The organism is Microbacterium sp. BF1 (genome assembly GCF_019279095.1).
GTDB classification, from domain to species: Bacteria; Actinomycetota; Actinomycetes; order Actinomycetales; family Microbacteriaceae; genus Microbacterium; species Microbacterium maritypicum.
Genome location: NZ_JAGYWT010000139.1, coordinates 1 through 5,653 on the forward strand (window position 1 = coordinate 1; position 5,653 = coordinate 5,653).

The window sequence follows — 5,653 nt, forward strand, 5'->3', positions numbered from 1 at the left end:
CGAGATCGCGTCTCTTTGAGCTGCCGACATGGCGACGACGCCCACACTCTTGCCGGGTCGACTATCAAGGTGGTGAATCACTCGCTCGGCGACGTAGCGAGCTTCCAATGGGTTGTCCTGTCCCTGCTCCTCGACCTCGTTGCGGTGCACGAGGTTGTAATGCGGCTGCACAGCGACCGGCAGCGCGGCACCGGTGCGACGGGCGATCTCGATCCACTCGCGGATGCGATCGGCGGAGTAGTTCGACACGGCGATGTGCCGCACCAGACCGTCGTCGACGAGCTGACCGAACGCGGCGACAGTCTCCTCCAGCGGAACCGTCTCGTCGTCGAAGTGCGCGTAGTAGAGGTCGATCTCATCGACGCCCAGGCGCGCCAGCGAGGCTTCGGCGGCCTTGCGGACGTTCGACGCGGCAAGACCGCGGAACTTCGGGTGCTGGCTCACCTTGGTCGCGACGACCACCCCTGCGGGCCTGCGAGAAGCCAGCCATTCGCCGACGATCGTCTCACTCTCTCCGCCCTCGTTCCCCGGCACCCAGGAGCTGTACGAGTCAGCGGTGTCGATGAAGTCGCCACCGCCGTCCACGAACGCGTCGAGAACCGCGAAGGAGGTGTCGCGGTCGGCCGTCCAGCCGAACACGTTGCCGCCGAGCGAAAGCGGGAGGACGTCGAGATCACTGGTGCCGATGCGAGTCATGAGGGGGACAACCTCCGAGTCCACCCGTCGCATTCCCGGATGCCCTCCTGTGGCGACCCGCAGACATCACCGCGTCGGCCTCTCCTCCTCGTGATGGATCTGAGAGGGGCGCCCCACGAGCCGTGGATCAGGGGCGTGAGCGATCAACGGATCCTTGCCCGGGTAGTCGAACCGCGAGAGGACGCACCTCATCGCTTCCAGCCGCGCGCGCCTCTTGTCGTTGGACGCGATGACGGTCCAAGGGAGGGCAGGGGTGTCCGTCCGAAGGAACATCGCCTCCTCCGCTGCGATGTACTCGTCCCAGCGGTCGATGCTCGCGAGGTCGGTCGGGCTGAGCTTCCATTGCGCGACCGCGTCTTCGCCCCGGCGCGCGAAGCGGCTCCGCTGCTCCGCCTCATCGATCGAGAACCACAGCTTCACGAGGCGTATGCCCGAGCCGACGAGCATGCGCTCGAACTCCGGCACGGTCTGGATGAACTCCTCGTACTCGGTGGACGAGCAGTAGCCCATGACCCGCTCGACACCGGCGCGGTTGTACCAGGAGCGATCCATCATCACGATCTCGCCGCCGGAGGGCAGATGCGCGACGTAGCGCTGGAAATACCACTGCGTCCGCTCCGCATCGGTGGGTTTGTCGAGTGCCACGACACGGGCACCCCGAGGGTTCAGATGCTCCATGAAGCGCGTGATCGCGCCGCCTTTGCCCGCCGCGTCTCTTCCCTCGAACAGGATGAGCACGCGGTCGGACGAGCGCGTGATGTGCGCCTGGAGCTTGAGGAGTTCGATCTGCAGCAGGCGCTTCTCGCATGCGTACGCCTCCCGCGTGAGCGCGGTCTCATACGGGTCGCCGCTCTGCCACTCCGGCATGGACCGCTGCGACTCCGGCGAGCTGCTCATGACATACCCCTCCCCCGGTGCTCCATGGATCACGCCCTTCAGGGGCAAGCGCAGGTGGCCGCGGCGGGGAGTCGGCCACCTGCGCAGTCATCCACCTGGTGTCACGACGTCGTACCCACCAGGAAACTCAACGTTCAGTAACGTATCACCCTCCAGTGCGATACTCCGATATACTCTTTCACCATCACGATCTGGCGCGGAAAGTGCGCGCGGTGGCGGCTATGGTGCAGAGATGGGAACGATCCAGTACGGCAACGGCGAGGAGATCCATATCGAGGACCGCGCGCTCGCGCATCTGAAGGTGGTCATCGCCACCAAGTTGCGACGCAACGAGAGCTTCACCCTGTCGTGGCGTCATCCCGACGGAGATCCCGCAGGACGCTCGACGATCTGGCTGCACCCCTCGATTCCGCTCCGCTCCGCTTCACCTTCGACGAGCCGGAGGCGCCCCCGCTGAACCCCTCGTGGATTCAGGACCTCATGCAGTCGGCGAGCTCGACGGGCGGGATCGGCCTCATCGACGAGGTCGTCGACACACCAGAACCCGTCTCAGTGGACTGAGTCCGCCGAGAGCACGGATCAGAGACGCGTGAGCCTCAGCTCGTCCGCCATACGGAGAGCAGCTGCCATCCCTCGGGCACCTGCGACTCGAGGGCAGCCATGTCGTCGCCTTCGATCTCACGGATACCGTCACGACGCAGGAACTTGCCTTCGACCGAGCGCATCGATCCTGCTTTCTCCATCGTCGCCATCGCCGAGACGAGGTCCCATCCGGCGGGAGCCTGAGCGGTGAGCTGCGCGCGAACCTCGGCGAGGTCTTCGCCCTTCAGCGTCACGCTGTGGGCTTCGACAGGGCGAATCAGTCCGTGGAGCATCACACCAGCCTAGGACGAGGGAGGGGCGGATGTTTCGTTCACTCCCCTGCACCCCTGCTCTGCGAAGGGCCGGAGGAGTGATACCGCCCCCACCCGCCTGCGCTGTAGGGCGAGTCGCTGCTGGATCAGCGACGGGGTCGGCTCCGCATCGGGCTCGCTCATGCGCAGAGCCTACGACCTACGCGACGGGGCATACCGGGCAAAATCGCCGACGACGGACAAGCCCGGCCCGAGTTCTGCCTGCAGATCTGCCACGAGCTGCTGGCCCTCAGCGATCCATGTGCGTCCGATCAGTGGATCTGGCCATCGCATTTCAGTGACCGGATCCAGCACGGTCTCCCAGACCTAATTCCACTCCCGGAGCCGCTTTCGCAGCTCAGCTGAGACCACAAACTTCTCCGGTATCCGGTCGCCTCCGAACCACTCCGGGTACAGCAGAAACGTGTTCATACGCTCTTCAGGAGTCATCCCCCGACTATCTAGGTTCGCCATCAGGGCGACGATAGCAATGCGGGAGCGTGCCATACGCATCCCGGCATTCGTCGCCTCTCGGCTGATGCCGTCGGTGTTTCCTGAGCCGACTACGGGACTCGAACCCGTAACCCCCGTTTAAAAGATCCCCTGTTCATACGTGTACTTGCGTGCACCGTCCGCAGGATTTCGCGGGATCGGTACAACCATGTACACGCATGTACAGATCCAAAACCACGACTAAGCCATGGATCCGCCGCCTCTCCGACGTCGGAGGTTGCGACACAGAATCAAACCCTCTCGGACGGAGGAAGGAATCACCGGCTATGGGGAGCCCCGGCTCGACGCTCTCCGCGTACCGGGATAAGCAGTCACAGGAACCTACAATCACCACAGGCCCCACACAGCCATCGGGAAGCTCCCGCCCATCAGCCGGATCTCAAACAACCTGACTGGGCACTACAACTAGTGCGTCGCTCCAGAAAGGATGACTGGGCCTGTACGTAGTACGACTCCGCCTGGGACGATGAGCGATCCTGCTGCCGCGTTCCATCGGGCGTAGTGTGGCGAGCTGTGGTGCGCAGCTAATGCGCCCGAGTTGCGGTAGAGCTCGTAAACGCCGTAGGTCCGGGCATCCTCGTCTATCAGAATGACGTCGTAGGCGAGGCAGCCGGGCTCGTCGGCAACCGAGCGCACCGCGAGATCGCCGATCAGCGCGAGGAATCTTTCGCGCTGCGTCTTGCGTACGGTGAGTAGCGCCCAGAGCGCAACCCGCGTCGGGGCGGCAGATACGGTGCCGGTGCTCACTGGTTCGAGAAGGCGGCGTCGAAAGACGCGCTGGGCCGGGGCCAGAGGAGGGAACGGACGAAACTGACGGCTTGTGCGGCCCCATGTAGACGGTCCATGCCGGCGTCTTCCCACTCGATGGAGATTGGGCCGGTGTAGCCGATGGCTTCGAGAGCGCGGAAGGAGTCCTCCCATGGCACGTCGCCGTGCCCGGTCGAGACGAAGTCCCAGCCGCGCCGCGGATCTCCCCAGGGCAGGTGCGAACCCATGACACCGGCACGTCCGTTGGTCGGTCGGAGGCGTGTGTCCTTGCAGTCGACGTGGTAGATGCGGTCCTTGAAGTCCCAGATGAATCCCACCGGATCGATGTTCTGCCACATCATGTGCGATGGATCCCAGTTGAACCCGAACGACTCCCGATGCCCGATGGCCTCGAGCGTGCGCACCGAGGTCCAATAGTCGTACGCGACCTCGCCCGGGTGCACCTCATGGGCGAATCGCACACCATGGTCGTCGAAGACGTCGAGGATCGGGTTCCATCGCGTCGCGAAGTCCTCGTACCCCGTCTCGATGACGGATGCCGGCACCGGCGGGAACATCGCCACGTATGGCCACACCGACGAGCCCGTGAACCCCACCACGGTGTCAACACCCAGCGCCCGGGCGACCCGGGCGGAGCGCTTCATGTCCTCCGCGGCACGCTGCCGCACCCCCTCAGCTTCCCCGTCGCCCCACACGTAGGGGCGCAGGATCGCCTGGTGCCGGAAGTCGATGGGCGCGTCACATACTGCTTGCCCGGCGAGGTGGTTCGAGATCGCGTAGACCTTCAACCCGTGTCGGTCGAGGATCTCAAGCCGCGACGCCAAATACACCGGGTCTTCATCTGCCCGCTGCAAATCGAGGTGATCACCGGACGCCGCAATCTCGAGCCCGTCGTAGCCCCACGAGGCGGCGAGCCGAGCGACCTCCTCGAGCGGTAAATCCGCCCACTGCCCCGTGAAGAGGGTGACCGGGTGGGACGCCGCAGCGCTCACGCCGCGCTCGTCTCGACTGGCCGCACCGCCGCGACGTCCACCCACTGCCCGCTCCTCGAAGAGACGACCACGGCGTCGGTGAGCTGCGCCGCCCGCACCCCATCAGCGAAGGTGGGCAGCCCGTCGACGGCCTCGCCGCGGATGACGGCGTGCACGTCGCGCACGAACAGGGTGAAGCAGTCCTGGTAGCCCTGCGGATGACCCGACGGCACGCTCACGTACGAACGGGCGGAGGTGTCACCGAAGGTCTCGAGGCCCTTGGGCAGCAGCGAAACACCCTCGGTCGAGCCGATCCAGAGCTCGTTTGGGCTCTCCTGGTCGAAGGCGTAGGAGCGCTGCTCGCCGTCAAGCGAAAGCCAGAGCCGGTTCTTGCGGCCGGGCGTGGCCTGCGAGATGACGACCGAGCCCGTAGCGCCACGATCGGTCTGGAACATCATGGTCACCCCATCCTCACTCGAGACCGGCACCTCATTGCCATCTGAGAGCCGAGTGTCGTGGAGCCGCGAGCGCTGGGCAAGGAGCCGCTCGATGCGGTGACCGGTGGCGAACTCGAACAGGTCGCACCAATGCACGCCGATGTCAGCGAAGGCGCGTGAGGCACCATCGTCGACCCGCCAGTTGTAGCTGGATTGCTCGGCCAGCCAATCCTGCAGATAGTGGCCGTGAGCGAGCCAGATGCGCTCACCAGAGGAGGCTATCCGCGCGCGGGCCTCTCGCACGGTCGGGTAAAAGCGGTAGACGAAGGGCACCGTGTGCACCACACCGGCCGCCTGCGCGGCCGCTTCGAGGCGAGTGGCCTCCGCGGCACCGAGCGCGAGCGGCTTCTCGCACACCACGTGCTTGCCTGCCGCGATGGCCGCTTCGGCTAGTTCGACGTGCTGCGCGTTGGGGGTG

6 protein-coding genes and 1 pseudogene are annotated in these 5,653 nt (G+C 65.3%); 1 reads left to right on the top strand and 6 read right to left on the bottom strand.

What is annotated here, in order from left to right:
• Both KZA10_RS06905 and ppk2 read right to left on the bottom strand, forming a co-directional pair.
• A partial coding sequence (locus KZA10_RS06905) for an aldo/keto reductase (protein ID WP_256934513.1) occupies positions 1 to 696 on the bottom strand: 696 nt, incomplete at its 3' end.
• 66 nt (positions 697 to 762) lie between these two features.
• Positions 763 to 1,593, bottom strand: a complete 831-nt coding sequence (ppk2, locus tag KZA10_RS06910; RefSeq protein WP_218682491.1) for a polyphosphate kinase 2 — start codon at positions 1,591 to 1,593, stop codon at positions 763 to 765.
• A 232-nt stretch (positions 1,594 to 1,825) separates the two neighbouring features.
• Here ppk2 and KZA10_RS06915 point away from each other — a divergent pair.
• Positions 1,826 to 2,154, top strand: a pseudogene (locus KZA10_RS06915) (hypothetical protein).
• A gap of 35 nt (positions 2,155 to 2,189) precedes the next feature.
• Here KZA10_RS06915 and KZA10_RS06920 read toward each other — a convergent pair.
• The 4 genes from KZA10_RS06920 to KZA10_RS06935 all read right to left on the bottom strand — a co-directional run.
• The gene (locus tag KZA10_RS06920; RefSeq protein ID WP_017828944.1) at positions 2,190 to 2,468 is read right to left on the bottom strand and encodes a hypothetical protein; all 279 of its coding nucleotides are present in this window, start codon (positions 2,466 to 2,468) and stop codon (positions 2,190 to 2,192) included.
• Between the two features lie 936 nt (positions 2,469 to 3,404).
• The gene (locus tag KZA10_RS06925; protein WP_218682492.1) at positions 3,405 to 3,746 is read right to left on the bottom strand and encodes a putative quinol monooxygenase; all 342 of its coding nucleotides are present in this window, start codon (positions 3,744 to 3,746) and stop codon (positions 3,405 to 3,407) included.
• Complete coding sequence (locus tag KZA10_RS06930) at positions 3,743 to 4,759, bottom strand: sugar phosphate isomerase/epimerase (RefSeq protein ID WP_218682493.1); 1,017 nt, start codon at positions 4,757 to 4,759, stop codon at positions 3,743 to 3,745. The genes KZA10_RS06925 and KZA10_RS06930 overlap by 4 nt, the downstream gene beginning before the upstream one ends.
• Positions 4,756 to 5,653: Gfo/Idh/MocA family protein (locus tag KZA10_RS06935; RefSeq protein ID WP_218682494.1), on the bottom strand; the 898-nt coding region annotated here is incomplete at its 5' end. The genes KZA10_RS06930 and KZA10_RS06935, both read right to left, overlap by 4 nt.

Coding starts and splice junctions, on each gene's coding strand:
- KZA10_RS06920 (WP_017828944.1), bottom strand. CDS start 2,468: ATGCTCCACGGACTGATTCGCCCTGTCGAAGCCCACAGCGTGACGCTG.
- ppk2 (WP_218682491.1), bottom strand. CDS start 1,593: ATGAGCAGCTCGCCGGAGTCGCAGCGGTCCATGCCGGAGTGGCAGAGC.